Source organism: Parasphingorhabdus pacifica (assembly GCF_054779195.1).
The window spans coordinates 205,838-230,998 of sequence record NZ_BAAGYS010000010.1 but is presented as its reverse complement, the minus strand read 5'-3'; the positions used below and the strand labels follow the sequence as shown (position 1 = coordinate 230,998).

General features: G+C 68.5%; 23 protein-coding genes. 17 read left to right on the top strand and 6 right to left on the bottom strand.

Going from position 1 to position 25,161, the window contains the following annotated elements:
* The first annotated feature begins 17 nt into the window (after positions 1–17).
* The 5 genes from tatC to ACYVAN_RS16305 all read left to right on the top strand — a co-directional run bounded on the left by tatC (position 18) and on the right by ACYVAN_RS16305 (position 6,712).
* The gene (gene tatC / locus ACYVAN_RS16325; RefSeq protein WP_460960468.1) at positions 18–998 is read left to right on the top strand and encodes a twin-arginine translocase subunit TatC; all 981 of its coding nucleotides are present in this window, start codon (positions 18–20) and stop codon (positions 996–998) included.
* 29 nt (positions 999–1,027) lie between these two features.
* Positions 1,028–1,948: a diacylglycerol/lipid kinase family protein gene (locus ACYVAN_RS16320; protein ID WP_460960466.1), complete on the top strand. Its 921-nt coding sequence runs from the start codon at positions 1,028–1,030 to the stop codon at positions 1,946–1,948.
* Between the two features lie 12 nt (positions 1,949–1,960).
* Positions 1,961–4,744 (top strand): DEAD/DEAH box helicase, encoded by a 2,784-nt coding sequence (locus ACYVAN_RS16315; RefSeq protein WP_460960464.1) that lies wholly within the window; start codon positions 1,961–1,963, stop codon positions 4,742–4,744.
* A 96-nt stretch (positions 4,745–4,840) separates the two neighbouring features.
* A complete protein-coding gene (locus ACYVAN_RS16310) occupies positions 4,841–5,458 on the top strand; it encodes a DUF4333 domain-containing protein (RefSeq protein WP_460960462.1) in 618 nt (205 codons plus the stop codon).
* Between the two features lie 45 nt (positions 5,459–5,503).
* Positions 5,504–6,712, top strand: a complete 1,209-nt coding sequence (locus ACYVAN_RS16305) for a GNAT family N-acetyltransferase (protein WP_460960460.1) — start codon at positions 5,504–5,506, stop codon at positions 6,710–6,712.
* A 108-nt stretch (positions 6,713–6,820) separates the two neighbouring features.
* Here the strand turns inward: ACYVAN_RS16305 and ACYVAN_RS16300 are convergent, their stop codons facing one another.
* On the bottom strand, positions 6,821–7,756 hold the full coding sequence (locus tag ACYVAN_RS16300) for a 5'-3' exonuclease (RefSeq protein ID WP_460960458.1): 936 nt from the start codon (positions 7,754–7,756) through the stop codon (positions 6,821–6,823).
* Between the two features lie 14 nt (positions 7,757–7,770).
* The gene (locus tag ACYVAN_RS16295; protein ID WP_460960456.1) at positions 7,771–9,483 is read right to left on the bottom strand and encodes a phosphoenolpyruvate--protein phosphotransferase; all 1,713 of its coding nucleotides are present in this window, start codon (positions 9,481–9,483) and stop codon (positions 7,771–7,773) included.
* Positions 9,484–9,583: 100 nt separating this feature from the next.
* Here ACYVAN_RS16295 and ACYVAN_RS16290 point away from each other — a divergent pair, with 100 nt between their 5' ends.
* The 8 genes from ACYVAN_RS16290 (at position 9,584) to ACYVAN_RS16255 (ending at position 15,434) form a co-directional block, all read left to right on the top strand.
* On the top strand, positions 9,584–10,342 hold the full coding sequence (locus tag ACYVAN_RS16290; protein WP_460960454.1) for a DeoR/GlpR family DNA-binding transcription regulator: 759 nt from the start codon (positions 9,584–9,586) through the stop codon (positions 10,340–10,342).
* Positions 10,339–11,283 carry a 1-phosphofructokinase gene (gene pfkB, locus ACYVAN_RS16285; protein WP_460960452.1) on the top strand — a complete coding sequence of 315 codons (945 nt, stop codon included), beginning with the start codon at positions 10,339–10,341 and terminating at the stop codon, positions 11,281–11,283. The genes ACYVAN_RS16290 and pfkB overlap by 4 nt, the downstream gene beginning before the upstream one ends.
* Entirely contained in the window at positions 11,280–11,732 is a 453-nt protein-coding gene (locus tag ACYVAN_RS16280) for a PTS sugar transporter subunit IIA (RefSeq protein WP_460960450.1), read from the top strand. The genes pfkB and ACYVAN_RS16280 overlap by 4 nt, the downstream gene beginning before the upstream one ends.
* The gene (locus tag ACYVAN_RS16275) at positions 11,729–13,222 is read left to right on the top strand and encodes a PTS fructose transporter subunit IIC (protein WP_460960448.1); all 1,494 of its coding nucleotides are present in this window, start codon (positions 11,729–11,731) and stop codon (positions 13,220–13,222) included. Before ACYVAN_RS16280 ends, ACYVAN_RS16275 begins: the two co-directional genes overlap by 4 nt.
* Before the next feature lie 11 nt (positions 13,223–13,233).
* The gene (locus ACYVAN_RS16270; protein ID WP_460960446.1) at positions 13,234–13,512 is read left to right on the top strand and encodes an HPr family phosphocarrier protein; all 279 of its coding nucleotides are present in this window, start codon (positions 13,234–13,236) and stop codon (positions 13,510–13,512) included.
* A 10-nt stretch (positions 13,513–13,522) separates the two neighbouring features.
* A complete protein-coding gene (locus ACYVAN_RS16265; protein ID WP_460960444.1) occupies positions 13,523–13,651 on the top strand; it encodes a hypothetical protein in 129 nt (42 codons plus the stop codon).
* 158 nt (positions 13,652–13,809) lie between these two features.
* Entirely contained in the window at positions 13,810–14,964 is a 1,155-nt protein-coding gene (locus tag ACYVAN_RS16260) for a M24 family metallopeptidase (RefSeq protein WP_460960442.1), read from the top strand.
* Positions 14,961–15,434 (top strand): Lrp/AsnC family transcriptional regulator, encoded by a 474-nt coding sequence (locus ACYVAN_RS16255; RefSeq protein WP_460960440.1) that lies wholly within the window; start codon positions 14,961–14,963, stop codon positions 15,432–15,434. Before ACYVAN_RS16260 ends, ACYVAN_RS16255 begins: the two co-directional genes overlap by 4 nt.
* A 94-nt stretch (positions 15,435–15,528) precedes the next feature.
* On the opposite strand, the gene ACYVAN_RS16250 is transcribed toward ACYVAN_RS16255, so the two are convergent.
* Positions 15,529–16,599: a GDSL-type esterase/lipase family protein gene (locus ACYVAN_RS16250; protein ID WP_460960438.1), complete on the bottom strand. Its 1,071-nt coding sequence runs from the start codon at positions 16,597–16,599 to the stop codon at positions 15,529–15,531.
* A 168-nt stretch (positions 16,600–16,767) separates the two neighbouring features.
* Here ACYVAN_RS16250 and ACYVAN_RS16245 point away from each other — a divergent pair, with 168 nt between their 5' ends.
* From ACYVAN_RS16245 to ACYVAN_RS16230, 4 genes are all read left to right on the top strand, one after another.
* Entirely contained in the window at positions 16,768–17,319 is a 552-nt protein-coding gene (locus ACYVAN_RS16245; protein ID WP_460960436.1) for an FxsA family protein, read from the top strand.
* A 172-nt stretch (positions 17,320–17,491) separates the two neighbouring features.
* A complete protein-coding gene (locus ACYVAN_RS16240; RefSeq protein ID WP_460960434.1) occupies positions 17,492–19,111 on the top strand; it encodes an amidohydrolase in 1,620 nt (539 codons plus the stop codon).
* Positions 19,112–19,305: 194 nt separating this feature from the next.
* Positions 19,306–20,871: an apolipoprotein N-acyltransferase gene (gene lnt, locus ACYVAN_RS16235; RefSeq protein ID WP_460960432.1), complete on the top strand. Its 1,566-nt coding sequence runs from the start codon at positions 19,306–19,308 to the stop codon at positions 20,869–20,871.
* A 76-nt stretch (positions 20,872–20,947) separates the two neighbouring features.
* Positions 20,948–21,730: a polyprenol monophosphomannose synthase gene (locus ACYVAN_RS16230; RefSeq protein WP_460960430.1), complete on the top strand. Its 783-nt coding sequence runs from the start codon at positions 20,948–20,950 to the stop codon at positions 21,728–21,730.
* Between the two features lie 178 nt (positions 21,731–21,908).
* On the opposite strand, the gene ACYVAN_RS16225 is transcribed toward ACYVAN_RS16230, so the two are convergent.
* The 3 genes from ACYVAN_RS16225 to ACYVAN_RS16215 form a co-directional block, all read right to left on the bottom strand.
* Positions 21,909–22,250: an RNA polymerase-binding protein RbpA gene (locus ACYVAN_RS16225; RefSeq protein WP_460960428.1), complete on the bottom strand. Its 342-nt coding sequence runs from the start codon at positions 22,248–22,250 to the stop codon at positions 21,909–21,911.
* Positions 22,251–22,731: 481 nt separating this feature from the next.
* On the bottom strand, positions 22,732–24,132 hold the full coding sequence (locus ACYVAN_RS16220; protein WP_460960426.1) for an MFS transporter: 1,401 nt from the start codon (positions 24,130–24,132) through the stop codon (positions 22,732–22,734).
* Positions 24,133–24,333: 201 nt separating this feature from the next.
* Positions 24,334–25,134, bottom strand: coding sequence for a glycerophosphodiester phosphodiesterase (locus ACYVAN_RS16215; RefSeq protein ID WP_460960424.1), 801 nt, complete (start codon positions 25,132–25,134; stop codon positions 24,334–24,336).
* Between the last annotated feature and the right edge of the window lie 27 nt (positions 25,135–25,161).

Genomic DNA, 25,161 nt, shown 5'->3' with positions numbered 1-25,161 from the left:
GGGACAGGTAACCACCGGTGGATTCCAATCCGCTGAGCCGCTTGAACCTGTTCCGCGGTGGTCGTCGTCGCTGGGGCCGTCGGCACAATCCCGACGGCACGATGACGCTGATCGATCACCTCTACGAGCTTCGCTACCGACTCGGGGTCGGCGTGGTGGCGATCCTCGCGGGGGGCGTCTTCGGGTTCTGGTGGTTCTCCAACACGTACTTCGGGTTGCCCACGTTGGGCGAACTCATCACCGGCCCTTACTGCGGACTGCCGAAGGAAATCCGGTTCAGTCCGAACGGTGAGTGCCAGCTGATGCAGACCAAGCCGTTCGAAGTGTTCATGCTCCGGCTCAAGGTCGGTATCTCCGTGGGCGCGGTGCTGTTCAGCCCGGTGTGGCTCTACCAGCTGTGGGCGTTCATCACGCCCGGCCTCTATGCCAAGGAGCGCAAGTTCGCCAGCGTCTTCGTGGCCTTGGCGAGCGTGCTGTTCGCGCTCGGCGCGGTGCTCGCGTACTTCGTGGTGCCAGAGGGACTGGAGTTCATGACGAGCTTCGGCGGTGGGACTTTCTTCACCGCCCTGACCGGTGGCGAGTACATCAACTTCGTGCTGCTGATGCTGGTCATATTCGGTGTGAGCTTCGAGCTGCCGCTCATCATGGTGATGCTCAACCGCGCGAACGTGGTGAGCTACGCCAAGCTCAAAAACTGGTGGCGAGGTCTCGTCTTCGCACTGTTCGTTTTCGCGGCCATCGCCACTCCGGGGCAGGACCCGTTCTCGATGCTGGTGCTGGCGCTCGCGCTGAGCGTGCTGTTCGGGATCGCGATGCTCATCTGCAGGCAGCAGGACCGCTCCCGGGAACGCAAGCTCGCGGCGGAAGGTCTGGCGGGGCTCGATCCCGACGAGGCTTCGGACATCAACACCAGTCCGTCGTCGCTGGACGACCTGACCGCGTCCACCAGCTCGACGTCATCGGCGGCCAGCAGGACAGACAACGACGATGTGACCTGACCGGGCATCCCGTGTGAGGATGCCTCCTCGTGCGCAGCGTCCTGTTGATCGATTCGTCCGCCGGTCGTGGTCGCGCCGCCGAGGTGGCCCGGCCGGTGGCCGGCCACCTCCGCGCGGTGTCCGAGGTGCGGGTGGTGGTGACCAAGGACCCCGCGGGTAGCGCGAAGGCTGCTGCCGAGTCGGTGGCCGCGGGGGCCGACGTCGTGGCGGTGCTCGGAGGTGACGGCGCCGTCCACCGCACGGTTCAGGCGTGTGCGGGAACCGAATCGGCCGTCGCGGCGATCCCGATCGGCATGAGCAACGACTTCGCCCGGGCCACGGGTATCCCGCTCGAACCGGTGGCCGCGGCGCGCGCGGTCGCGGCCACGATGGCCGAGCAGGCACCGCGGCGCATCGATCTCGGCAAGGTGGTGGGCGGTCGCTGGTTCTCCACCGTGCTGTGCGCGGGATTCGATTCGAGGGTCGGTGCGCGGGCGAACCGGGTGCGCCGACCGTTCGGCAAGTACCGGTACGACCTGGCACTGCTGCGCGAGCTGGTGGACCTGCGGACGATGCCGTTGCGCGTGGAGGCCGACGGGGAGGCCACCGAGCTCCACGCCACATCGATCGCTGTGGGCAACACCGCTTGGTACGGGGGCGGAATACCGATCTGTCCGAGCGGTGACCCCGGCGACGGCGAGTTCGACGTGACTGTGATCGGCGACGTCTCCCGGGCGACTCTGTTACGGATGCTTCCGGCGATGCGAACGGGACACCACGTGGATCATCCGGAGGTGCGCACGTTCCGGACGAGTTCGCTGCGATTGGGCGGGCCGAACGGCTGGTTCACCCACGCGGACGGGGAACCGCAGGCGCGGTTGCCGCTGAGCTTGCGCTGCTCCCCAGGCGCGCTGAAGGTGATCGCGCCGGCCTCCGACACCGTGCGTGCGACGGCGCCGGGGGAGGTGTGAAAGCCTGGAGACGTGGCTGTCAGCCGTTCGAATAGCACCAACCTGTCCCCGGCGGAGGCGTACACCGCCCACCAGAGCCGGGGTACGCACCCCCAGCTGGCCGAATTCGCGGCCGGAATCTCCTTCGAGCTCGACCCGTTCCAGCGGACGGGGTGCCAGGCACTGGAATCCGGTCACGGCGTTCTGGTGTGCGCCCCGACGGGTGCGGGCAAGACCGTGGTCGGCGAGTTCGCGGTGCACTTGGCGTTGTCGGAGGGGCGCAAGTGCTTCTACACGACTCCGATCAAGGCGCTGTCGAACCAGAAGTACGCGGATTTCTGCGAACGCTACGGCGAGGACGCCGTCGGTCTCCTGACCGGTGACACCTCGATCAACGGCGAGGCGCAGGTGGTCGTGATGACGACCGAGGTGCTGCGGAACATGCTCTACGCCGGTTCGCGCACCATCGACCAGCTCGGTTACGTCGTGATGGACGAGGTGCACTACCTGGCCGACCGGTTCCGCGGTGCCGTGTGGGAAGAAGTGATCCTGCACCTGCCCGAGTACGTGCAGCTGGCGAGCCTGTCGGCGACGGTGAGCAACGCCGAGGAGTTCGGCGAGTGGCTCGTCGAGGTGCGCGGCGACACGACCGTCGTCGTCGACGAGCACCGGCCGGTGCCGCTGTGGCAGCACATGCTGGTGGGGCCGCGGATGTTCGACCTGTTCGGCGGGGAGGACAAGCATCGGGAACTGAAGATCAATCCGCAGTTGCTGCGCCGGACCCAGGAACTCATGCGGGTTCACCTGCCCGACCGCGGCCGAGGTGGTCCCCAGCCGAAGCGGAAGGGGCCGCGTCCGCCCAGGTTCCAGCCGCCTTCGAGGGTGGAGGTCCTCAACGGGTTGGATGCTTCGGGCCTCTTGCCCGCGATCGTGTTCATCTTCAGCCGGGCCGGTTGCGATGCCGCGGTTTCCCAATGCGTGCGAGCCGGACTGCGCTTGACCTCGGAGTCCGAGATCGCCGAGATCCGGGAGGTCATCGACGAGCGCACCAGCGAGCTGCCGGAGTCGGACCTGTCCGTGCTCGGTTTCTGGGAGTGGCGAGAAGCTCTGGAGCGGGGTGTCGCCGCCCACCACGCGGGATTGCTGCCCGCGTTCAAGGAAACCGTGGAGGAGTTGTTCGTCCGCGGCTTGGTGAAGGCGGTGTTCGCCACCGAGACGCTCGCGCTGGGCATCAACATGCCCGCTCGCACCGTGGTGCTGGAGCGGCTGGTGAAGTTCAACGGCGAGTCGCACGTCGACCTCACCCCCGGCGAGTACACGCAGTTGACCGGGCGGGCCGGGCGGCGCGGCATCGACATCGAGGGGCACGCGGTCGTGTTGTGGCAGCCGGGTGTGGACCCCAAGCAGGTCGCCGGGCTGGCTTCGACACGAACCTATCCGCTGCGCTCGTCGTTCCGCCCCGGCTACAACATGGCTGTGAATCTGGTGAACCGGGTGGGCAAGGACGCGGCTCGGGAGTTGCTGGAGCAGTCCTTCGCGCAGTTCCAGGCGGACCGCTCCGTCGTGGGGCTGTCCCGACGGGTGGACCGCAACCTGACCGCGTTGGAAGGCTATGCGGAGTCGGCACAGTGCCACCTGGGTGACTTCGACGAGTACTTCCAGTTGCGTCGCCGGATATCCGAGCGGGAAAAGCAGTTGGCGAAGCAGAACCGCGCGTCCCGGCGGGCGGAGGCCTCCCAGTCGCTGGAGAAGCTGCGCAAGGGCGACGTCATCGTGGTGCCCGCCGGCCGTCGTGCGGGCATCGCCGTGGTCATCGATCCCGGCCTGTCACCGATGAACGAGCCGCGACCGCTGGTGCTCACCGAGGATCGCTGGTCCGGCCGGCTGTCGGTGGCGGATTTCACCTCTCCGGTGGAACCGTTGGGCAAGATGAAGCTCCCCAAGCACGTCGACACGCGTTCGCCGAAGTCACGCCGCGACCTGGCTTCCGCGCTCCGCGAGACGGGCTTCAGCCCGCCCGGAAAACGGAACAAGGGCGAATCCGGGGCGGGCGACGACGCGGAACTGGCCAGTTTGCGGCGGGCCATGCGCGCACATCCGTGCCACGGCTGCGACGAGCGGGAGAGTCACGCCCGTTGGGCCGAGCGGCGAGAACGTCTACGGGTGGAGACCGAACAGGTCAAGCGGAAGGTTTCGGCCACGACCCACTCGTTGGCGCGCGGGTTCGACCGGATCGTCGCGCTGCTGTTGGAACGCGGTTATGTCGCGGTCGGTCCGGACGACGACCCGGAGGCTCCCGTGACCGACCACGGCCAGCGGTTGTCCCGGCTCTACAGCGAGTCGGACCTGCTGGCTGCGGAGTGCATCCGAGTCGGGGTCTGGAACTCGTTGGGGCCTGCCGAGTTGGCGGCGGTGGTCTCGTCGCTGGTGTACGAGTCCCGCAGGGAAGGGCCGCTGGCCCCGCAGGTGCCCGCGGGGGCGGTTGCCGACGCGCTCAACGCCACCTGGCAGCTGTGGGGCGAGTTGGAGGACGACGAGCGCAGGCACAAACTCGACCGCACGCGGGAGCCGGACCCGGGGTTCGCGTGGCCCGTGTTCCGGTGGGCGCGCGGGGAGTCGTTGGAGAAGGTGCTGACGACGGCCGAATCGACCGGGCACGAGCTGTCCGCGGGTGACTTCGTGCGCTGGTGTCGTCAGGTCGTGGATCTGCTCGACCAGATTCGCGTCGTGGTGGGCAAGTCCGAGCCGTTGGGTGCGGCGGCGGCCAAGGCGGTCACGGCGATCCGTCGCGGAGTGGTGGCAGCCGGCTCGGTGTGACGGGCGTTCGCGCGGCGCGCTGCGGAGGCCGCGGCGCGTCGCGGCCACGCGGTACGCGAAGATGGCTGTGATCGTCGTGGTTGTCCGGAGGTGCACATGTCGAACCCTTATGGTCCTGGCCAGCCGCAGTGGGGGCAGCCGCAGTGGGGGCAGCCGCAGGCGCCGGGGCCGTATGCGGGTTACGGCCAGCAGGGCGGGTACGGAAACCCGGGGCATGGCCAACAGCAGGGCGGATACGGGCGGCCGGTGCCCGCGCAGCCACCGTCCGGACCGGCCGGGGCCGATTACGGCCAGTTCCCTCCCGCGCAGCATCAGCCCCCGCAGCATCAGCCCCCGCAGCAGCCGGTGTATCCGCCGAGCACATCCGGCGGTGTGCCGGAACCGCCCCGAAAGCGGCGTTCGGCCCTGCCGTGGATCTTGGGTTCGCTGCTGATGCTGATCGCGGGCGCGATCGTGCTGGTGCTCGGTTTCGTCTCGCCCGGTTGGTTCGTGGGGAACGTCTTCGACACCCGCAGCGTGGAACTGGGCGTCAAGCAGACGCTGGAGGACTCCTACCGGATCAGCGGGGTGGAATCGGTTTCCTGCCCCGCCGAGGAACCCGTCGAGCCCGGTCACTCGTTCGTCTGTGACGCGCACATCAGCGGTGAGGCCAAGGCTGTCGCGGTCACGGTCAAGGACGAGGACGGCATCTACGAGGTCGGCCACCCGGGCTGAACGAACGGTTCGACTTCGGACGGCCGAAGCGGCAGGATCATCGGTGTGAGCGAGCACGACGTGCGGCCGCTGGCCGAAGACGAATTCGAAGAAGCCTCTCGCCTGTTCCTCGCTTCCCTCCACGTTGCCCAGCCCTCCGCGGCTCGCTGGCTGCGTTCGAAGGAGCGGTACGAACCCGGCCGGGTTTTCGGCGTGTTCGGCAACGACGAGATGTGGGGTACCGCGCTGTCGATGACGGGTTCGTTGGTGGTGCCCGGTGGGGGGTCGGTCGCGGCGGCGGCTGTGACCGGTGTGGGCGTTCGCGCGGATCGGACGCGGCGGGGCGTGCTCACCGATCTGATGCGGGCCCAGCTGACGGATGTGCGGGACCGCGGCGAGCCGGTGGCGATGCTGCACGCCTCGGAGACGGTCATCTACCCGCGTTTCGGCTACGGGCCGGCGAGCCGTTCGCGGAAGGTGTCGCTGCGGCAGAGTGACACGGTCTTTCGCGCGGATGCCCCGGGGGCGGGCAGCGTGCGACTGGTCGATACGGCGACTGCGGAGAAGCTGTTGCCAGAGGTGTACGGCCGGATCTCGTCGACCCGGCCGGGAATGATCACGCGCTCCGATGCTTGGTGGGCCACCCGGCTGGCGTTGTTGCCGGAGAACGGTCTCGTCGCGGTGCATTCGGACGACGACGGAGTCGAAGACGGGTTCGCGTTGTACGACACGGAGAAGCGCGACCACCAGTTCGACACAGGTGGGTGCGTGCTGAAGATCAGCGATATCCAGGGTGCGGATACCTCCGCCACGGCGAGCCTGTGGCGTTTCCTGCTGGGAATCGACCTGGTGACCGAGGTGGCCGCGGTCGATCGACCCTTGGACGAGCCGCTGGAATGGTGGTTGGTCGATCGGCGGACGTGCCGGGTCACGGATGTATCCGATGACCTGTGGATTCGGTTGGTGGACGTGGCATCGGCGTTGAACGCGCGCACGTTCAACGAAGCCGACCCCGTGGTCCTCGAAGTGCGGGATCGTTTCCTGCCGGAGAACTCCGGGAACTACCGGGTCGCCCCGGGCGGAGTGGTTCGCTGCGAGCAGTCGGCCCAGCTCGGCATCGACGTGGACCTGCTCGGCTCGCTCTACCTCGGTGACGTGGCGGTATCGACGCTGGCCGCGTCGAAACGCATCGACGTCTACGACCGGGATGCGGTGCGGGAAGCCGATCGGCTGTTTCGCACCGACGAGGTGCCCTGGTGCGGTACCGGATTCTGACCGTTCGCGCCGCTGCGGGCATCGACCGGGGTGCTCGGTCGACCGGCCAGCTGGCGGGACCTGCGACGGTGCGTGCCGCAGGCCGCAGCACGCACCGCACGCGGGAGATCAGCCGTTCAGGGCCTTGAGCAGGCGCTCCAGCGGACCACCGAGCCCCCACGTGCGCCCGATCTCGGCGACCCGCTCGGGGTCGGCGGGGGAGCGGGGGATCGCGTCGCTGGAGCGGTCGACGACCACCGGGGCGTCCCGGACGACCTGAACCACCGAGGGCGCGGCGGACAGGTAGTCGGCCGCGTCGGCCAGTTTGCCCCGGATGCGCGACGTGATCCGGTTGTCCCCGTGCGCGGCAGCGTCGAGGAGCGCGTTCAGGGATCCAAACTGGGTGATCAGTTTCGCTGCTGTTTTCTCCCCGATCCCGGCCACACCGGGAAGGCCGTCCGACGGGTCCCCCCGAAGCACGGCCATCTCGGCGTAGTCGTCCCCGGCTCGATCCGGCGACAGGGCGTAGCGCTCGGCGAGTTCGGCGAGTCCGTAGTCCTGGATCTTGGACAGACCGCCTCCCACGTAGATGACGCGTACGGGTGTGGGACCGGCGCGGACGAGTTGGAACAGGTCCCGGTCGCCGGTGACGACCTCGACGGGGTCCGTGCGCTCCCGTTCGGCGAGGACCCCGAGGACGTCATCGGCTTCGAACCCGTCGGCTTCTGCCGTGGTGATCCCGATAGCGTCCAGCAGTTCCAGGATGATCGGGATCTGCGGACTGAGCGTGTCGGGCACTGCTTCGGCGTCGGGATCGGCCTCGGCCACGCGGTGCGCCTTGTAGGAAGGCAGCGCATCGACCCTGAACTGCGGTCGCCAGTCGTTGTCGAGGCAAGCGACGAGTCGGGTCGGGCGGCGGTCGGTGATCAGCTTGGCGAGCATGTCGCAAAACCCGCGCACCGAGTTGACCGGTGTGCCGTCAGGAGCGGTCAGCGACTCGGGAAGGGCGTAGTACGAGCGGAACCACAGCCCCGCCGAGTCGATCAGCATCAGATGACCTGTCACGGTGGGTAAGCCTGTCACGTCACCGGCCGGGCGGTCTGCCCGGCTCGAGGCGTGTCGAGGGTAGCTCGCACACGTGCGCGGGCATCTTCCGGAGAGCTCGCCGACAACGCTGCCCGCGCGGCCTCCTCGCAGGTGGACATCGGGTGTTCGGCCAGCGCGCTGCCGACGGCGGGCATCGCGGCAGCGGTCATGGACAGGCTCGTGGCGCCGAGCCCGGCCAGAACCAGGGCGAGCTGCGGGTCGGCAGCGGCCTCGCCGCAAACCCCCACGGCTTTGCCCCGGTCGGCTCCGGCCTTGCCGAGCATCGCGATCAGCCGCAGCAGAGCCGGTTGCCACGGGTCGTTGAGCGCGGCCAGCGCACCGGTCATGCGGTCGGCGGCGAAGGTGTACTGGGCGAGGTCGTTGGTGCCGATGCTGACGAAATCGACCGTGTCGAGCAGTTCGGCGGCGTTGAGCGCCGCGGCAGGGGTTTCCACCATGACCCCGGTGCGTTCGATGCCCGCCGCACGGGCGCGTTCGGCGAACCAGGCCGCCTCACCGGCAGTGGCGACCATGGGGGCCATCACCGACACGTCGGCACCGGAGTTCCGGGCGGCGCCGGCGATCGCCGCCAGTTGTCGGTCGAGGACCCCGGCCTGTTCGAATGCGACTCGGAGGCCGCGCACACCGAGCGCCGGATTGGGTTCCTCCGCCGCATTCAGGAACGGCAGTGGTTTGTCGGCTCCGGCGTCGAGGGTGCGGACGACGACCGTTCTCCCCGCGAACGGTTCAAGCGCCTGGGCATAGGCTTCCTGCTGCCTGGCGACGTCCGGTTCGTCAGCGGCGGAGAGGAAGCAGAACTCGGTCCGGAAAAGCCCGACTCCCTCGGCTCCGGATTCGACCGCGGTGCGTGCCTCGCCGGACGAGCCGATGTTGGCGAGCACCTTGATCGGGACCCCGTCGCTGGTGGCGCCACTGCCGCTCCACTGCGCGGGGGAGCGGCGGTCGGCTCCTTCGACGGCGACCGGGGCGTCGTGGAGTTCCACGGAGCCCGACGTGCCGTCCACGCAGGCGGCCGCGGCGTGCTCGTCGAGCAGGCCGCGGACCGCGACGACGGCCGGGATCCCCAGTGCTCTGGCCAGGATCGCGGTGTGGCTGGTCGGTCCGCCTTCCTCGGTGACCAGGGCCAGCACGAGATCGGGGTCGAGATCGGCGGTGTCGGCCGGAGCGAGGTCCCTGGCCACGAGCACGCTCGGACCGCTCAGGTTCGGGATGCCCGGAGCGGGCAGGCCGTTGATCTCGGCGATCAGCCTGTCCCGCACGTCGTGGACGTCCGGCACCCGTTCGGCGAGGTAGCCGCCCGCGGCGGTCAGCGCCTGCGTGAACTCCGCCGCTGACTCGAACACCGCCCGACCGGCGGGGAGGCCGTGCTGGTGGACGTACGACTCCGCTCGGGAGAGCAGTTGCGAGTCGGTGGCCATCGCGGCCGTCGTCTCCACCACCGCCCGGGGTTGTCCGGCCAGCGACTCCGCCCGCGTGAGCAGCCGTTCCGAGATGGTCCTGGCCGCGGGGCGGATCAGCGCGGCCTCCTGCTCGGAGTCCGTGGGCGCGGGCCCGCGGGGCGGTTCGGGATGCCGTTCGACCACCTGTACCACCGGGCCACGCGCTCGACCCGGACTGACCCCCACGCCTCGCATCGGCGTGGCGGCCTGCGGAGTGCTGGTGCTGGGGAGCGGGTGGCTGGACATGCGACTCCTCGATTTCTCCGTGCGTTCTTCGAGCCTTGACAATATGGCAACAAAAGGCAGAATCAGGCAATACCAAACACGGGACCGGAGGAAAACGGGCATGTACGGTGCGGAGCGCAAGCAGTGCTTGGCCCAACGGGCACGACGTGATGGGCGCATCGATGTCATGGCCGCGGCAGGGGAGTTCGAGGTGTCACCGGAGACCATCCGCCGCGATCTCGGTGCGCTGGAACGACAAGGCCTGGTGCGTCGGGTCTACGGCGGGGCGATCCCGGTCGACCGTCTCGACTTCGAACCCGGCGTCTCCGCGCGGGACCGGACCAGCGCCGCCGAAAAGGAACGGATCGCGCGCGCTGCCCTGGACCGGGTGCCCGCCCGCGGCACGGTGCTCCTCGACGCGGGAACCACCACCACCAGATTGGCGGGCCTGCTGCCCACCGACCGCGAGCTGACCGTCGTCACGAATGCCCTGCCGGTGGCCAATCAGTTGGCAAGTCGCGGCAACTGCACACTGCACCTGCTCGGCGGTCGCGTGCGCGGCACGACGCTGGCCTCCGTCGAATCCTGGGCGCTGGACGTCCTGCACGGTCTCACCGTCGACGTGGGCTTCTTCGGCGCCAACGGGTTCTCGGAAACCCGGGGATGCACCACGCCGGACACCGCCGAGGCAGCGGTCAAGGCCGCGATGGTGCGCGCCTGCCGTCGCCGGATCCTGCTCGCCGACCACGGGAAGTACGGGGACGACCAGTTCAGCCGCTTCGCCGAGATCTCCGAGATCGACCTGCTGATCACCGACACCGGCCTCGACACCGACGCCGTCGATCAGCTCAACGACGAGACCGAAGTGGTGCTGGCGTGATCGTTACCGTGACCCCGAACCCCAGCCTGGACCGCACGGTGCAGGTCGGCGAACTCGTCGTCGGCCGAGTGCACCGGGCCGCCGGAGTGCGTCTGGACCCCGGTGGCAAAGGGGTCAACGTGGCCCGCGCCCTCGTCGGCGCTGATCGAGCCGCCGTGGCGTTGTTGCCTTCCGGCGGTTCCGAGGGGGCGACGCTGGCCGAGCTTCTGGATTCCGAAGGAGTCCCCGTCGCGGAAGTACCGATCGCCTCACCCACCCGAAGCAACGTGACCGTCGTCCAAGCCGACGGCGTCACGACGAAGTTCAACGAACGCGGCCCCCTGCTCCGCGACACCGAAGCCGCCGCGCTCCAGAGCAGGGCGGTCGAGCTCGCCAGGGACGCCGACTGGCTGGTCACCTGCGGGAGCCTGCCGCCCGGCTGCGCGCCGGAGCTGCACGCCGATCTCGTTCGCTCGGCGCGCAGCGCGGGCGCGAAGGTCGCCGTCGATGCCTCCGGACCGGCTTTGGCCGCGGCGTGCAAGGCGGGGCCGGACCTGGTGAAGCCGAACCTCGCCGAACTCGTCGAACTCGCCGAGCGGCCACTGCAGCGGCTGGGTGACGTACTCGACGTCGCTCACGAGGTCAGGGGGATGGGAGTCGGAACCGTCCTCGTGAGCCTCGGCAGGCACGGCGCACTGCTGGTCGACGACGGCGGTGCGTGGCACGCCACCGGGCCGGCCACGCCGGTGCGCAGCACTGTCGGCGCGGGCGACGCGATGGTGGCGGGATATCTGGGCGCCGGCGCGGACGGTCCGCGCGCCCTGCGCACAGCGGTCGCCTATGGCGCGGCCGCTGTCGGACTGGCGGGCAGTCGCATGCCCCTACCGGAAGACCTGCGCACCTCATCGGTGCGCGTGGACGAAGTGGACACATCATTGAGCCTCAGCGGAGCGGCCGTATGACTACCGAACTGATCACTGCCGAACTCGTGGACCTGCGGTTGTCCGCGGATGACAAGAACACCGCGGTACGGGCGCTGGCCCAACGGCTGCTCGATGCGGGACGCATCACCGACCTCGACCAGTTCCTGGCCGATGTGCGGGCGCGGGAAGAACAGATGGCGACCGGGCTGGAAGGCGGCATCGGCATCCCGCACTGCCGCTCGGAAGCGGTCACCACACCGACGCTCGCCTTCGGCCGCAGCGAAGCGGGGGTCGACTTCGGCGCCGAGGACGGGCCGGCCAAGCTGATCTTCCTGATCGCCGCACCCGAAGGTGGCGATTCCGAGCACATGTCGGTGCTCGCCGCGCTCGCCCGCAGGCTGGTGCGCACCGAGTTCAAGCAGACCCTGCTGGAGTCCACCGACGCAGGAGCGGTGGCCGAGTACGTGCGCGAGGAGGTCTCGCCATGAAGTTCGTCGCCGTGACCGCATGCCCCACCGGCATCGCGCACACCTACATGGCCGCCGAGGCGCTGGAGCAGGCGGCGAAGGACGCCGGTGACGAGATCGAGGTCGAGACGCAGGGCTCGGCGGGGGCCACAGCGCTGTCCACGGCCGACATCCAGGCGGCCGACGCGGTGATCTTCGCGGCCGACGTCGGGGTCCGCGATCGAGACCGCTTCGCAGGCAAGCCCACCGTGGACGCCGCGGTCAAGCAGGCCATCAGCGGGGCGGCCGGCCTGCTGGACCAGGCCAGGACCGCTGCCGCCGCGGAAACTCCCGCGGAATCCGCTGGTTCCACCACCGACAAGGACGGCGCTCCGAACGGCGAGCGGGAACCGGATACCACGAGAACGACAATCGGTGCCTTCGGCGGCCGGTTGCGGCAATGGCTCATGACCGGTGTCAGCTACATGATCCCGTTCGTGGCCGCTGGTGGCCTGCTCATCGCCCTGAGCTTCGCGCTCGGCGGCTACCAGATCACCGAAGCCCCGGACGTGACCGAGCAATTCGACCCGGCGAGCCTGACCAGCTGGGCGGCGCTGGCCAACCAGATCGGTTCCTCGGCGTTCGAATTCCTCGTGCCCGTCCTCGCCGGGTTCATCGCCTACGCGATGGCCGACCGGCCCGCGATCGCGCCGGGATTCGTCGGAGGCGCGGCCGCGGTGACCGTCGAAGCGGGGTTCCTCGGCGGCTTGGTCGCCGGGCTGCTCGCGGGTGCGATCGTGGGTGGTCTCAAGCAATTCAAGGTGCCACGCGCCGTCGCCGGGATCATGCCCGTGGTGGTCCTGCCGCTGCTGGGGTCCCTGGCGGTCGGTGTCCTCATGCTCGTCGTCGTCGGGAAGCCGCTCGCCGCGGGAATGAGCGGCCTCACCGAATGGCTCAACGGGCTTTCCGGCGCCAACGCCGCATTGCTCGGTGCGCTGCTCGGCGCGATGATCGCCTTCGACATGGGCGGGCCGGTGAACAAGGTCGCCTACACCTTCGCGGTCGGCGGACTGAGCATCGCCAACCCCACCGCATTGGAGATCATGGCAGCGGTGATGGCAGCGGGCATGGTGCCGCCGCTGGCGTTGGCGCTGGCCACCACGGTGCGCAGCACCCTGTTCACCCCGGCGGAACGTGCCAACGGGCGAACGGCATGGCTGTTGGGAGCCTCGTTCATCACCGAGGCGGCGATCCCGTTCGCGGCTGCCGACCCGCTGCGCGTCATCCCGCCCATCGTGGCCGGCTCGGCCACGACCGGGGCGCTGTCCATGGCGTTCGGAGCGACCTTGCGGGCCCCGCACGGCGGACTGTTCGTTCTCCCCCTCGTGGGCCAACCACTGCTGTACGTGATCGCGATCCTCGCGGGAGTCTGCGTCGCCGCCGCGGCCGCGATCTTCGCCAAGCGGCTGGGCCATGGCGGAACCACATCCACCGACACGACCTCGAACGGGACCTCCGCGGTCGCCGCGTGAAAGGAACTGACATGCAACGCCGGGCAACCATCGCCTCAACCGTCGGATTGCACGCTCGTCCCGCCGCATTGCTGGCCAAGGCGGCGAGTAGCCAGTCGACACCGGTCACGATCGCCAAGGTCGTCGACGGCACGCCGGGCGACCCGGTCGACGCGGCCAGCCCCCTCGCACTGATGACCCTCGGTGCCCAGCACGGTGACCAGGTCGAGCTCGGTGCCGACAGTGAAGCCGCACTGACCGAACTCGCCGCGTTGGTCGAGCAGAACCTGGACGAATCCGAACACGTGTGATCGGAAAGGGGTGGCCGATCGGGGACAGGCGGTACTGACGGATCTCGTCTTCCCCGAGCCGCAGGATGATCGCCTCGTCCCGTTCGCCGAAGGAGGACGGGTGGCGGTGCGGTCGTTGGAGGTCTGCACCCTGCGGTGAACGCCGCCCCGGCTTCCTGGCGCGTGGTCGGACAGCTCGCTCGGTGCCGGACCCTGAGAGATGGGCCCGGCACCGAGCGGTGAACGCGATGCCGGACCGTTGGCGGATACCGACCGCAGCCGTGGCAGCACGCCCACCCGGCATTAGGCTTGGTGCCCATGGCCACCGTTTCGACCAAGCAGGACCCCACCGTGCTGTCCGCCCGCCTCGCACGTGCTTCCGAGACCGCTGCGAAAGCCGACCTCGACGCATTGCTGATCACTCCGGGCTCGGATCTTCGCTACCTCGTCGGAGTCGGTGGTGAATCGTTCGAACGGCTCAGTTGCCTCGTGTTGCCGGCAGCAGGCAGCGACGTTCCTCCCGCCCTGGTACTTCCCAAGCTCGAAGAGCCCGGATACGCTGACGTCCCAGCGCGGGATCTCGGCATCGAGATCGTCACCTGGGTCGACGGGCAGGACCCGTACGCGATCGTCACCGATCTCCTTCGCCGGAACGGTGCCGCCCCGGCCCGGGTCGCCATCGCCGACGTGATGCCTGCGCTGCACGCGCTTCCCCTCCGCGACGCGATCCCGGGTGCCAACCAGGTGCTGGCCGGCTCGGTGCTGCGGGAGCTGCGGATGCGCAAGGACGCGGCGGAGATCGACGCGCTCCGCCAGGCCGGTGCGGCGATCGACCGCGTGCACGCGCGAATGGGCGAGTTCCTGCGTGCGGGACGGACCGAGGCCGCAGTCGGTGCCGACATCGGCGAAGCAATCGTCGCCGAAGGGCATCTGGAGGCGGAGTTCATCATCGTCGGCTCCGGACCGAACGGGGCGAGTCCGCACCACGCGCTGTCCGACCGAGTGATCGAACCGGGTGATGTCGTGGTCGTGGACATCGGCGGCCCGATCGCTGCGGGGTACAACTCCGACTGCACCCGGACCTACTCGGTGGGCGAACCCGCGCAGCCGGACGTCCGCGACACCTACGCGGTATTGCAGGCGGCCCAGCGGGCCGCCGTCGACGCGGTTCGCCCGGGCGCGACCACCGAGTCGATCGACGCGGCCGCCAGGAAACCCATCGCGGCTGCCGGGTTCGGCGACTTCTTCGTGCACCGCACCGGCCACGGGATCGGCCTCGACGTGCACGAGGAGCCCTACATCGTCGGTGGTGACAAGACCACCCTGCAGCCGGGGATGGCATTCAGCATCGAACCCGGCATCTACCAGGCGGGCAAGTGGGGCGCTCGGATCGAGGACATCGTGATCGTCACCGATGACGGAGTCGAAAGCGTCAACAACCAGACCCACGACCTGGTGGTGTTGCCCTCGTGAGTGACCGGAGCGTGCCGCAGCCCGGCGAGTTGGAAGGAACGGACCGGGCGATCCTGCGAGAACTCGCCAACGACGGCCGGTGCAGCTTCACCGACCTCGCAGAGCGGGTCGGACTGAGCGTCTCGGCCGTTCACCAACGGGTGCGTCGACTGGAGCAACGCGGTGCGCTGCAGGGATACGTGGCGAAGGTGGACGGCGACCAGATCGGGTTGCCGTTGACCGCGTTCATCTCCCTGACTCCGATCGATCCTGCCGCCCCCGACGACTACCCGCAGCGGTTGCAGCACCTGCCGGAGATCGAATCCTGCTACTCGGTGGCAGGCGACGAGTCCTACATCCTGCAGGTGCGGGTTGCCTCGCCCCTGGGCTTGGAAGAGCTGCTGCGGCAGATCCGGGAAGCCGCGAAGGTCTCGACGCGGACGACGGTGGTGCTGTCGACGCCGTTCGAGAACCGCCCGCCGCAGATCTGACGGGTCTTTCGCCTGGCAACGACCCCGGTGACGAGCACGCAGGCCTCCGCTCGGCATGCCGCGCGGAGGCCTGCGCCGGTCGGTTGCGTCCGGCTCACGGTTGGGCGGCGACCGGATGCGAGACCGGGTGGAGTTCGCCCGACCCGTCGGGCAGGCACGCCGCATAGGTCTCGCGGCTCGTCAGGAACTCACCCATGCAACGCCCCATGTGTGCGTATCCGGTGGCGTTGGCATGGAACGACTCCTGCATCGCGTGCGGAGCCCGATACTCGTTCTGGAGGCTCTCCCAATCCACGGTCAGTCGGGTGAACCACTCCTGCCTGGGAGCCCCCGTCCCGGCGGTGCACGCTTCGTGCCCGCGCCCGGCGCGCGAGAGGTCGAGAAACCGCGCGTCGACAGCCTCCGCCGCTTCCCGCAATCCGTCGGACAGCTGGATCACGCCGATGTCCCGGATCCACTCGAGGTCTCGAGTCAGGAACGGACAGCCGGACAGGTTCTGCAGCTCCGGGGGGATGCCGGGACCGACCGGCGAGGGGTAGGACTGCACGATCAGCGAGTAACCCTCCCGCGTGTATCCGGCCCGGTCCATCACCTCGCGCACGTCCTGGAGGGCCGCGATCACCTTCGGCGTCATCTGTTCGACGCGTTCCGGCCACGCCGAGCGCAACGTGCTCACACACCCTTCCGGAGATCGGTTCGCCCAGGCGTTCACGCAGCGATTGACCGCATCGATGAACGCGGGGTCGTCGTTGGCGCCGACCTGGACCACGACGGCGGTGATGCGATAGCTCTCGGTGAGCTCCGCCAATTGCAGCGCCTGCGGTTCTTCGGGAAAGTCCGAGGGCTGGGAGCCGACGTGCTCGGCACGAGCACCGGAACACGCGAGGTTGATCGGCGTGACGTCCGGGGGAAGTCGCATCTGGTGCACGGGCGCGGCGGCGGATCGGTGGCACCAGTTGCCGTTCGCGCCGTTGGTGCCGGGCTCGTAGTCACCCCCGCCCTCACCGGACATCGTGCTGTCGCCGAGCGTGACGACGGCAGGAGGCAACGGCGCAGGTGGCACTGGCGGATCCGGCAACCGTCGATCGCTCACCAGGATGACGACCGCCAGAACACCGCAGACCAGCAGAAGAATGAGGAGTTTCGACAGGTGCGCCCGCATCATGGGCAGTCTATGGGGGGCGGATATCGGCGGTGTCTCGGCACCTGTGTCGGGGCCGTTTCACGCCCGATGTGGCCAACTGCTCCAATCTGACACTGCGCGCGGGAGTATTCGAGGCCTTCCGCGCGTTGAACAAGACACAACGCATTCGACCGGAGGTCCGCGAAGACCGTGCCGATACTCGTCCTGCTCCTCGTCGCCGGCGTGCTGGAAATCAGCGTGCTCGTCACCATCGGCCAGCACCTCGGAGTGCTGCCGACGATCGGACTGCTGATCTTGGGCGGAGTCGTCGGCATCTGGCTGCTTCGCCGCGAAGGACGTCGTACGCTGCAGGAATTCTCCGAGGCTGCGAGGTTGCGACGCCCGCCCACCCGCGAACTCGCAGACGGGGTGTTGATCGCCGCCGGGGGCGTGTTGATCATTCTGCCTGGCGTCATCAGTGATGTGCTCGGCCTGCTGTGCCTGTTCCCGCCAACACGCGCACTGGTGCGCAAGCGGGTTGAGCGTTCTGCGGAACGCCGGTCGCGGGAGGCTCATGACCGTATGCGCGTGCAGGCGGAATATCTCCATCGGCAGCAGCGAACGGATGGCCCCGGTGACGTGATCGACGGTGAGGTCGTGTCCGTCGACGACGATGGTGAAGAGACCGACGACCCCGGTCAGCACCCGCTTCCGGGGACGTCGACCCAGGCAGAGGACGCACGTGACCGGTGGGACCGCTGACCGGGCCGACGTGGCGCGGGCCGCAAGGACCCTGCGGGTAAGCTCCAGCGAAACGATCGTGTTCCTTGGACGAATAGATGGCTGCGCCAACGCGCCGCGCGTCCACGGGCACGGTGGGAGTGCGCAGTGACCACGCGACCGTGAACAGGGAATGCAGGGGCAGGACCGACACATGTCCGACACCACGTTGTTGCTTGGCGGCCGGATTTACACGCCCGCCAGCGCCGACGCCACAGCGATGGCCGTGACCGACGGCACGATCGCATGGGTCGGCACCGACAAGGTTGGTCGCGCGCTGCATCCGGACGCGGAAATCGTCGATCTCCAGGGGGCCTTCGTGGCTCCTGCGTTCGTCGACGCGCACGTGCACGCGACCTCGACCGGCCTGCTGCTCAACGGGCTCGACCTGACGGGCTGCGCGTCGTTGACCGAATTTCTGCACGCGCTCCGCGACCACGTCGAGGAGCATCCGGGTGCGCTGGTGTGGGGCCACGGCTGGGACGAGACGTGGTGGCCGGAGCGCAGGCCGCCGACACGCGCGGAAATCGACCAAGCCGCGGGCGGTGCCGCCGTCTACCTCTCGCGGATCGACGTCCACTCCGCTCTCGTCTCGAGTGCTTTGATCGAGCAGGCGCCGCTGGCGCGCGGGGCGGAAGGCTGGAGCGTCGAGGGGCCGCTCACCCGAGTGGCGCACCACCACGCCCGTAGCGCTGCCCGCGAGTCGCTGAGCGACGCGCAGCGCCGGGAGGCTCAGATCGCTTTCCTGCGACACGCGGCCGCGAACGGGATCGCCAGCGTGCACGAGTGTGCGGGACCGGACATCTCCGAGTCCGACGACCTCGTCGAGCTGCTGGAGTTGGCGGCCAAGGGAGGCGTGCCCGAGGTGGTGGGTTACTGGGGGGAGCTTTCCGCCTTGAACCGCGCCGCCGAACTCGATGTCCGTGGGCTGGCCGGTGATCTGTTCGTGGACGGCGCGGTGGGCTCGCGCACGGCCGCGTTACGCGAGCCGTACACGGACGCCCCCACGACCTCCGGTGTGCTCTATCTGGATTCGGAAGCCGTCGCGGAGCACCTCGTGCAGTGCACCCGGAACAACCTGCAGGCGGGGTTCCACGTGATCGGCGACGCAGGGGTCGCCGAGGTGTGCGAGGGCTTCCGGCGAGCGGCGTCCACCCTCGGCGTGCCGGCCTTGGCAGGCATGCGGCACCGTCTCGAGCACCTCGAGATGGTCGATGCCGACCAGGCCGCGGAACTGGGTAAGTACGGCGTGGTGGCCTCGGTGCAGCCGTCGTTCGATGCGGCCTGGGGCGGGGCGAAGGACATGTATGCGCGCAGGCTCGGGCCCGAGCGGGGCGTGCGTCTCAATCCGTTCTCGAGTCTGGCCGCCAGTGGCGTGGTGCTCGCGTTCGGATCCGACGCGCCGGTCACATCGGTGGACCCGTGGGGGTCGATCAGGGCGGCCGTCCACCACCACACGGACGGTTTCGGGATCTCGGCCAGAGCTGCGTTCACCGCCCACACCAGGGGTGGTTGGCGGGCGGCCGGTGTCGACGACGGCGTGACCGGAATGCTCGTAGCGGGTGCTCCCGCGACCTATGTGGTGTGGGACGCCGGTGAGCTGGTGGTCTCGGCCCCGGACTCACGAGTACAACGCTGGTCGACGGATCCGAGATCCGGTGTCCCCGCGCTGCCGGACCTGACTCCGGGGACACCGTTGCCGCGCTGCTTACGCACGGTTCTCCGCGGGGAGACCATCTACGCCAGGGACCCGGAAGACGACGACCACGCCTGAGGTCATGGCTGGTCGCCGGTGGCTGCGCACGGCTTCGGACCGGCTTGCCGGTTCCCTGGCCATCCGATGCGTTGAGCGCGTCAGCGTACATTTGTCTGGCGCGTTCGGAGCATCGCGCCGGTAAACGTAGGTCGTCCCGACCGATTGGTGGGGACCGCAACACCGAGAAGGTTGATCGGGTGGTTGTTCCCACGGTGAGTACGAGCGGTGACGAGCAGGCCACCGGGATGTCCCGTGCTCGGCGAATCCGCGGCACGGCGGTGTGGTTGCGAATCCTGGCCGTGCTCTCGGCGGGATTCGTCCTGTACTGGTCGGGTCCCCCGCGTGACCTGTGGTGGTTGGCGCCGTTGGCGTTCGCCGCGTTCGCCGCGTGCCTCCACCGACGGCGCTCCGGCGCCGGGTTCGGCTACGGCCTGCTGTTCGGGTTCGCGTTCCTGCTGCCGTTGCTGGGGTGGTTGCAGGACTTCCTGGGGCCCCAGTTCGGACCGTGGCCGTGGCTGGGCGTGGTGCTGATCGAAGCGGTGTTCTTCGGCCTCGCCGGTGCCGGGATGGCGCGGGTGAGCCGCCTGCGGGGTGCGCCGATCTGGATGGCGTCGGTGTTCGTGGCTGCCGAGTCCCTGCGCAGCTCCGTGCCGTTCGGCGGGTTTCCGTGGGGTCGACTGGCTTTCGGCCAGACCGAGGGGGTGCTCCTTCCGCTGGCGTCGCTGGGCGGAACGGCACTCGTCAGTTTCGCGGTCGCGCTCATCGGTACGTCGTTGGCGGTTCTGGTGCTGCGCCTGGCGGGTCGGCCGCGGGGATGGGTGGTGCCGGTCATCACGGCTGCGGTACCGGTGCTCGCGGGGGTGGCCGTGTTGCCGGTGATCGATGTCGGACCGGAGTCCGGAACGGCCACGGTCGGGGTGGTGCAGGGGAATGCGCCCGACCTCGGGCTCGACCTGCTCTACGCTGATGATGTATTGCACGACAACCATGTTCGCGGTGCCGACAGGCTGGCCGAGGACATCGATCAAGGTCTGGTGGCCAAGCCCGATTTCGTCGTGCTGCCCGAGCAGGTCGGTAGTTGGGGAGCGCCGCCGCGGGATCCGGAACTCGCCCGTGTGACCGATCGTCTCGATGTTCCCGTGATGGTCGGCGGACTCACCAAGGACGGTGACGGCGGGTTGTACAACCGCGTGGTGCGCTGGGCCCCCGGCAGCGGAGCCGGTGAGTACTACACCAAGCAGCACCTGGTGCCGTTCGCCGAGACCATCCCGATGCGTTCGGTCGCGCGCGTGGTCAGCCCGTTCGTGGACCGGTTCGATCGGGACATGACTCCGGGAACCGAGCCGGGGGTTCTGGCGGCCGGCCCGGCCCTGTTGGGCGTGGGGCTGTGCTACGACGTCGCTTACGACGACGTGTTCCGGGGTGCTGTGCGTGACGGTGCGACCGTGCTGGCGGTGCCGACGAACAATGCGTGGTACGGCCAGTCGGAGATGACGTACCAGCACGTGGCGATGTCACAGCTCCGGGCGGTCGAGCACGGCCGCGCGGTGGTCGTCTCGGCGACCAGTGGGGTGAGCGCGATCGTGCGTCCCGATGGTGTGGTGACGGAGGAAACCGGACAGTTCACCGAACAGAACCTCGTGGCCGAGGTGCCGTTGCGGACGACGCTGACGCCCGCGACTCGCCTCGGCGGAATCCCGATGTGGGGACTGTCGGCCCTGGGCGTCCTGGCGATCGGGTTGACCTTTCGGCGCAGGCATCGGGCCGGGGCGAGCTGATACCAGCTCGCGGGAGGGGTACCGCGAGCGGAACGAGAGTGAGGGTCGGTGCGATCGCACCGGCAGGGAGGAACGGATGCCGAACCGGCAACATTCCGGCAGCGGTGATGCGGTGTTGGTGGTCATCCCCACCTTCAACGAACGGGAGAACGTGGGTCCGGTCGTGCAGCGCCTGCACGATGCTGTGCCGACCGCCCACGTGCTGGTGGTCGATGACGAGAGCCCGGACGGCACCGGAGTCGTCGCCGACGAACTCGCAGCCCTGGACCAGCGCGTGCACGTCGTGCATCGCGCGGAGAAGGCGGGCCTGGGGGCTGCCTACGTCACGGGCTTCGAATGGGCGCTGAGCCGGGATTACGGCGTGATCGTCGAGATGGACGCCGATGGTTCGCACGCACCGGAGGAACTGCCCCGGATGCTGGCGATGCTCGACAGGGACGGGGTGGGGGCCGATGTCGTGCTCGGCTCGCGCTACGTTCCCGGCGGGCGGGTGGTCAACTGGCCCTGGTACCGGAAATGGCTCTCCAAGGGCGGAAATCTGTATTCGCGGTTGGCCCTCGGCTCGTCGATCAGGGACATCACGGGTGGCTATCGCGCGTACCGGCGCTACGTCCTCGATCGGTTGGAACTGCACGACATCGCTTCGCAGGGGTACTGCTTTCAGGTCGACCTGGCCTGGAGGTCGGTGGAGGCCGGTTTCGTCGTCGTGGAGGTACCGATCACGTTCACCGAGCGGGAGATCGGCGAATCGAAGATGAGCGGTTCGATCGTCCGCGAAGCTCTGGTGCGAGTCACCAAGTGGGGGCTCAGGCGTCGTGGGGGACAGGTGCTCGGCCTCGTCGGTGCCGCCCGGAGGTGAAGCGCGGGTAGCCGCTTTCGGTGGCCGGAGTCTCGTCGTGCGCCGCCGTGCGTGCGACCCCCGGTGCCCTCGACCCGGCTGGCCGGTGGCGAGTGGCCTTGGGCAACCCTCTGGAACGCAAAAAGTGCCCGGACCCTCGTTGGGTTCCGGGCACTCTTCGTTTCGGCGGGTGGGGAAGTCAGGAGCGCCCGCGGCGTCCGCGAAGCTCCTCCAGACGTTCGTTGAGCAGTTCCTCGAGCTCGGGAATGCTGCGACGTTCGAGCAGCATGTCCCAATGGGTGCGCGGCGGTTTAGCCTTCTTCTGCTCCGGCTCGGAGCCGTCGATGATCTTCGACTCGGTGCCGTGGAGTCGGCATTCCCAAGTCGGAGGCACCTCGGCGTCGTCGGAGAACGGCACCTCGAACTCATGGTCCTTGGTGCAGGCATAGCGCACCGTCCGGCGCGGTGCGAGGTCGTGGTTTCGGTCGGTCTCGTAGCTGACCGCTCCGAGCCGGCTGCCACGCAGAACGCGATCGGCCATGACGGTTCCTTTCACTTCGGCCCGGAGATTTCCCGGGGCGGTTGTGCTCACCGAGTGCAACGACGTATTGCCGTCGCATGTTCCCGGCGTAGGGCTCCTGGTTGCCGTCGGTGACGTTATTCACCCGTCAACGAAGACTCATACCTAGAGATGCAGTCGGTCCGCGTTCGTGACGCGTTATCCCCCTCGCAATCTATAGGTGCGTTCGAACGGGTGATAGTGCCAGATGGTGTGTTACTTAGGCCAAACGAGGTCCGGGTCTGGATGAGGGCGGGAGCTGCACCACGTCGCTGGATCGTCCGATTGACGTGACGGAAAATCACACGAAGTAGCTTCCGCATGCTGAGCGTTGCCACGACGCTGCGTACTGGCATATGCCGATCGCACACGTGCACTCGGCCGGTCGATTCACCAGCTTGGAGTAGGCGCGCCGCGACGTGCCATTGGCAACGGTACGACGCCACCTCCGGAGACGCAGCACTCACAACACCTTCGGAGCCGGATTTCCCACTGCCTCGATCGCGCGGCGTACCGGGACGAACGCGAGCAACACGAATCCGATCACGAAGAACACGACGAGCGAGATGATGGCCAACCGGAACGATCCCGTGGCCTGGCCGACACCTGCGAACACCAATGGGCCCAACCACGAGGTCGAACGCTCGCCGACCTCGTAGAGCGAGAAGTACTCGGCCTCCCGCCCATCGGGCACCATCTGGCTGAACAACGAGCGGGACAGCGCGTTGGTTCCCCCGAGCACGAGACCGATGCCGACCGCGAGCCCGTAGAACTGCAATGGCCTGCCCGCCTGCACGAAGTATGCCGCCCCGAGCACCCCGATCCACACCAGCAGGCTGATCAGGATGGTCTTCTTCGCGCCGATCCGCTGCGCGACGGTGCCGTGCAGGATCCCACCGACGAAGGCGATGAACTGCACGATCAGCAGCGTGACGATCAAGCTTTCCTGGGGCAGGTCGAGTTCCAGGTTGCCGTACTGGGCGGAAACCTGGGCGACGGTGGCGATCCCATCGGTGTAGACCATGTAGGCGGCCAGGAAGGCCAAGGTCAACGGAAAGTGGCGGGCCTGCCGGAACGTCGACCACAGCTGCCGGAATCCGGCCGTGACCACCGAGGTCCCCCGCTCGGTTCCTTCTGGCTCGTGGTGGCGACCGAGCGCGAACACCGGCAGCAGCGTGAACGCCGCCCACCAGAGCCCCGAGGAGAAGAACACGAGTCGAACCGCCCCGTCGGCGTTGAGGCCCACCGCCTCGTGGCCCAGGAAGATCGCGAGGTGCAGAGCGAGTGCGCAGCCGCCACCGAGGTAACCGAACGCCCAACCGCGGGAGGAGAGCCGGTCGCGCTCATCGGCATCGGCGATCTCGGGGAGGAAGGAGTAGTAGACGACCACCGAAGCGCCGAAGCAGATGTTGGCGGCGATGAACAGGACGACACCGAGCTGCCAGTTGTCCCCGCCCACCAGCGCCAACAACGAGGTTGCCGTCGCCCCGCCGAACGCGAACGCCCCCAGCATCCAGCGCTTGTTCTGCGTCCGATCGGCGATCGCGCCGGTGATCGGCAGCACGAAGACCTGGACGACGGTGGCCACCGAGAGCAGATACCCCCACAACGAGCCGGCGGGGAAGGCGAAACCGAGCAGGGAGATGTCGCATTGGCGCAGCGCGTCGCCGCCGGGGCAGGCGTCCACGCCGTTGCGGGCGACATCGGCCTTGGCCGCTTCGGTGGCCACGCCGGTCAGGTACAGCGACAGGAAAACGGTGGTGACCGAGGTCGGGAACACCGAATTCGCCCAGTCGTACCAGCACCAACCGCGGTGCTCGCGTCGGCGTGCCAAGGCCTCCGCCGCGAGATCGCCGTCCGTCACGCTCTACCGCCTTTCGCCGCCTCCGTCGAACCGGCTTCTACTGGTGGTAGTGGGACTCTACTGGCCGCGCGATCATCGAGATCGCCCGCGTTGGCACAACACGGATCATGCCGGGAAGAGCTGTTCGAACAGGCTGCGAACTCCGAGCACGACGGTCGGCCACCCCAGATCGGTCGGAAGCCGGAACCCATGACGCGCGCCCTAGCGGATCTCGGCCTCCGGATCGACGGCGGATGCGAACAGGCCGCGCTCCGAGAGCACCTTCCGCAACACGTCCGGCCGGTCGGTCACCAGCCCGTCCACGCCCAGGTCGAGCAGGGTCCTCATCTCCTCAGCCTCATCAACCGTCCAGGTGTGCACCTCGATTCCCCAGCGATGAGCCAGGCGGACGAACCGAGGGTCCACGACTCGGAGCCGGCCGTGGAGTGGTGGCACTTGCGCCGCCGAACCCCTGATACGCGAGCGCCTGGGCCAACCGCCGTATCGGGAAGCGAGCCACAGCGCCGTTACCGAACGCTGCCCCAAGGACGTCAACAACCGGGAATCGCCTTGATTCCGCAGCGTGGCCAGCCGACGGTCGTCGAACGAAGCGAGGCACACCCGATCCCACGCCCGGTGACGCCGCAACGTCCGCAACACCGGCAACACGCTTTCGTCGGCCTTGACGTCGATGTTGAACCGCGTCTCCGGGAACTCCTCGAGCACGTCGTCGAGCCGAGCCACCGGCTCCCGCCCGTCGATCGCCGCCGAGCCCACCGCCGACCACGGCAGCCTGCGGATGCTGCCGCGACCATCGGTGGTCCGATCCAAAGTCTCGTCGTGATGCACGATCACCACGTCGTCCGCGGTGGAATGCACGTCGGTTTCGATGTACCGGTATCCCTCGAACACCGCGCGTCGGAACGCGCTCATCGAATTCTCCATGCCGTCGAGGTCGTCCAGGTGCCAACCACGATGAGCGAATGCGCGCGGCCAGGGACCTTGCAGGAACGGGTGCGTCACGACCTCCACTGTGCCCGAGGCCCGTCG

Coding starts and splice junctions, on each gene's coding strand:
- ACYVAN_RS16260 (WP_460960442.1), top strand. CDS start 13,810: ATGGCCACCGTTTCGACCAAGCAGGACCCCACCGTGCTGTCCGCCCGC.
- ACYVAN_RS16240 (WP_460960434.1), top strand. CDS start 17,492: ATGTCCGACACCACGTTGTTGCTTGGCGGCCGGATTTACACGCCCGCC.
- ACYVAN_RS16310 (WP_460960462.1), top strand. CDS start 4,841: ATGTCGAACCCTTATGGTCCTGGCCAGCCGCAGTGGGGGCAGCCGCAG.
- ACYVAN_RS16250 (WP_460960438.1), bottom strand. CDS start 16,599: ATGATGCGGGCGCACCTGTCGAAACTCCTCATTCTTCTGCTGGTCTGC.
- ACYVAN_RS16290 (WP_460960454.1), top strand. CDS start 9,584: ATGTACGGTGCGGAGCGCAAGCAGTGCTTGGCCCAACGGGCACGACGT.
- ACYVAN_RS16225 (WP_460960428.1), bottom strand. CDS start 22,250: ATGGCCGATCGCGTTCTGCGTGGCAGCCGGCTCGGAGCGGTCAGCTAC.
- ACYVAN_RS16275 (WP_460960448.1), top strand. CDS start 11,729: ATGAAGTTCGTCGCCGTGACCGCATGCCCCACCGGCATCGCGCACACC.
- ACYVAN_RS16295 (WP_460960456.1), bottom strand. CDS start 9,483: ATGTCCAGCCACCCGCTCCCCAGCACCAGCACTCCGCAGGCCGCCACG.
- ACYVAN_RS16270 (WP_460960446.1), top strand. CDS start 13,234: ATGCAACGCCGGGCAACCATCGCCTCAACCGTCGGATTGCACGCTCGT.
- ACYVAN_RS16280 (WP_460960450.1), top strand. CDS start 11,280: ATGACTACCGAACTGATCACTGCCGAACTCGTGGACCTGCGGTTGTCC.
- ACYVAN_RS16230 (WP_460960430.1), top strand. CDS start 20,948: ATGCCGAACCGGCAACATTCCGGCAGCGGTGATGCGGTGTTGGTGGTC.